We start from the raw sequence: 2,989 nt of genomic DNA, 5'->3' as shown, positions 1-2,989 counted from the left end.
TTGTGAAAAATTACCTAAAAAAATTGCACAAAGAGAAGAAAATGAGGAGTAAATGAGTAGACATAAATACACCAATGAAGGTTTATTTACTTAGCCACTAGATCACTTCTCTTAAGCGCAGCGTCTCTAAACCTCTTTGTGAATAATTTTACTGTAGGCGCCTTGCTTGTTGGCGCTTTATTTATAGGTATGTAAAAGCGTTGCTTTTAAACGCCAGCAAGCTGCGCGTCTACAAAGGAAGGTTTGGTATGTACTTGTAAGCGTATAGTTTACTTATGTTAGAAACGCGAAAAGAACATGTGCAGTCTATTTAAAAATCACTTTACCTAGTTGTATGAAAACGCCCAGAGCCATTGTAAATAGCTCTGGGCTATAAATGGCTCTTAGTTGAGCCTTGCGCTAACTAAATACACTTTCGTAATTCTTAGGGAGAAGAAGAAAGTACATTCTAGTGTAGTTAACTAACCTGTAAAACTCTAAATTTTGTTTGTTTATTAACCCAAAATAATAACAAAGGCTTAATGGAGTTGTGCACAGGTTAACTAATGTATTGCTTGTTTTATGCCCAGCTTATTAACTGCGTATTTTGCACAAGATCGCGAGGCAAAGAGTTTTTTATTTTATTTTTTTGCCATTTACCCAGCCCTATAGGGCAGCCACACAAAGTTAATATTACTTCGCCGGTGGCTTTTGTAACGTCTTCAAGGCGTACATCTTTACCGTTAAAATAGTCATTTGCTTGCTCGTTTGTTAAAGCATAGTTATTGCTTTTGCATTCATTACCAAACACGGTTGCAAATTCGTGAGTAAGCCTTACGCCATTTTTATGAATAATCCCCAGCTGAATACCTAAACGTGCGTATTTAATTTTATTTTGCACGGCTCCAAATCCATTAGGAAATAACCATAGTTCTTTATCGCGTTGCATTAATTTACCTGGCAGCGCTTTTAAACCAAACTGCTTTTTAAGTTCGCTCATAAATAACGTGGTCTGCTTTTTATCAAACTCGTTAAACGGAAACGCACCTTTTTTAACCGTTTGGGTTGGGTTATTGCAGCTTGCTCGTTTTTTAAATTTGGCAATAAAAAAGCCTTCACTGTCGTACGTTTGTGGCCATACATGTAAGTAGCCCTCGGCGGTGGTGGCTTTTTCTGCGCCTTCAAATAAATTACTAAGCGCTTGTGGCTCAATGTAGTCGCCAAATTCACTAAGTAAATAATCACATACTTGTTGGTTTTCGAGCGGGGTGAGCGTACAGGTTGAATACACCAGCGTACCGCCTGGTTTTAATGCGTAAAAGGCGCTTTTAATTAAGTCTTTTTGTACTTGAGCAATTTCAATATTTGATTCTATTGACCAATTTTTAAGTGCGTCGGCATCTTTTCGTACTGTTCCTTCACCTGAGCAAGGCGCGTCGAGCAAAATGCTATCAAAGCATTCAAACATGTAGTTACCAAATATAACACCATCAAAATGCGAAAGCGCACAGTTACCTACACCCATACGTTTAAGCGTTGCGCTCAGTACTTTTAAGCGAGACGACGAAAGTTCGTTGGCAACCAGTACGCCTTGGTTATTCATGAGTGCGGCAAGTTGCGAGGTTTTAGAGCCAGGGGCTGATGCCATATCTAGCACATAGTTATTATTTTCGTCTGCGTTTTCAATACTTTTCTTAAGTGCCATAGGCGGTAGCATTGAGCTTGCCTCTTGCACGTACATGGCACCGCTTAGGTGTAGGTCGGTATTGCCCAGTGCTAAATTTTGCTCTTCATCGCTTGGGCGCTCTAGCCAAAAACCCTCGCTACACCAAGGTATAGGGGTAAGTTGCCAGTTTTTTTGTTCTGCGCGCTTTAAAAATTCTTTAATCGAAATTTTTAATGTATTTACACGAATAGACTTTCTGAGCGGGCGACGACACGCGTTTATAAAGTCGTCTAAATTGAGGTGAGCAGGTAAATAGGTTTTTACGTCATCAATAAAGTGCTCAGGAATATAAGTGTTAGCGTTCACGCAGTGGCTCGTACATTAAAAAATAAAGCGTGATATTAGCACTTTTAAAGTGTTTTTTCAGCGTTAAATAGTGGTTTTATAATTTGCTAGCATGTCGACATATTACGTTTTTAGTTTAATTTTAAAACAGTTTTATACGACTTAAGATTAACTGTGTCGACAATATGTGTGTTTTTTACTCCTTTTTAACTTATTTGGGGTTGACATGTTTTTTTATTAAGCACATAGTTAGCTCATTAATTGTCGACAATTTATTTATAAAGCCATGACGCAACCTTTTTTAATCGATACACCAATTACTACAGCTTCTGATCAAGTGTTTGTAGATATGCGCCGTGAAATAGTAGAGGGCAGCATAGAGCAAGGCAGCAAAATTTCAGAGCCAGAGCTTGCTAAGCGTTACGGTGTAAGCCGTGCCACGCTTAGAGAAGCACTTAATCGCTTAGAAAGCTGTTACTTAGTAGAGCGTAAAGCAAACGTGGGCTGCCGTGTAGTGGCACTCACTGCAGAGCGTTTAATTGAGGTTTATCAAGTACGCAGTTCTCTAGAGGGTTTAGCATGTAGGCTTGCTGCCGACAATATGGAACCCGATGAGGTTAAAGGTTTAAAGCAATTACTTAATCAACATTTGCAAACTCAACGCGTTAAAGAGGGCGAGTCGTACTATCAAGAAGCGGGCGATTTAGACTTTCACTATCGCATTATTAAAGGCAGTAAAAACGCGCACCTTATCCATTTGTTGTGCAATGGGCTTTACCAGTTAATACGTATGTACCGTGTGCAAATGGGTATGGTGGGGCCGCGCGTATCTAAAGCGTTTGACGAGCATTTGGCCATTATAAACGCAATAGAAAATCACGATGGTGAACTTGCTGAAATGCTGATGAAACGCCACATTAGTGCATCGCAAGCTAATATTCAAACCAAATTTGATTTGCTGAATAAGCAAACAAACACTTTGCTAAAAGCTAAAAGCTA

The 2,989-nt window shown here is 39.3% G+C and carries 2 protein-coding genes; one reads left to right on the top strand and one right to left on the bottom strand.

What is annotated here, in order from left to right; translation table 11 throughout:
- Positions 1-559: 559 nt before the first annotated feature.
- The gene (rsmF, locus tag CWC17_RS18120) at positions 560-2,011 is read right to left on the bottom strand and encodes a 16S rRNA (cytosine(1407)-C(5))-methyltransferase RsmF (RefSeq protein ID WP_138614472.1); all 1,452 of its coding nucleotides are present in this window, start codon (positions 2,009-2,011) and stop codon (positions 560-562) included.
- A gap of 265 nt (positions 2,012-2,276) precedes the next feature.
- Between rsmF and CWC17_RS18115 the strand changes: the two genes are divergently transcribed.
- Positions 2,277-2,989 (top strand): GntR family transcriptional regulator (locus tag CWC17_RS18115; RefSeq protein WP_138614469.1); only part of this gene is annotated, 713 nt, incomplete at its 3' end.

Source organism: Pseudoalteromonas sp. S3785, from assembly GCF_005887365.1.
Classification (GTDB): domain Bacteria; phylum Pseudomonadota; class Gammaproteobacteria; order Enterobacterales; family Alteromonadaceae; genus Pseudoalteromonas.
Note: the sequence above shows the minus strand (reverse complement) of the source record. Positions and strands in the feature narration are given on the sequence as shown.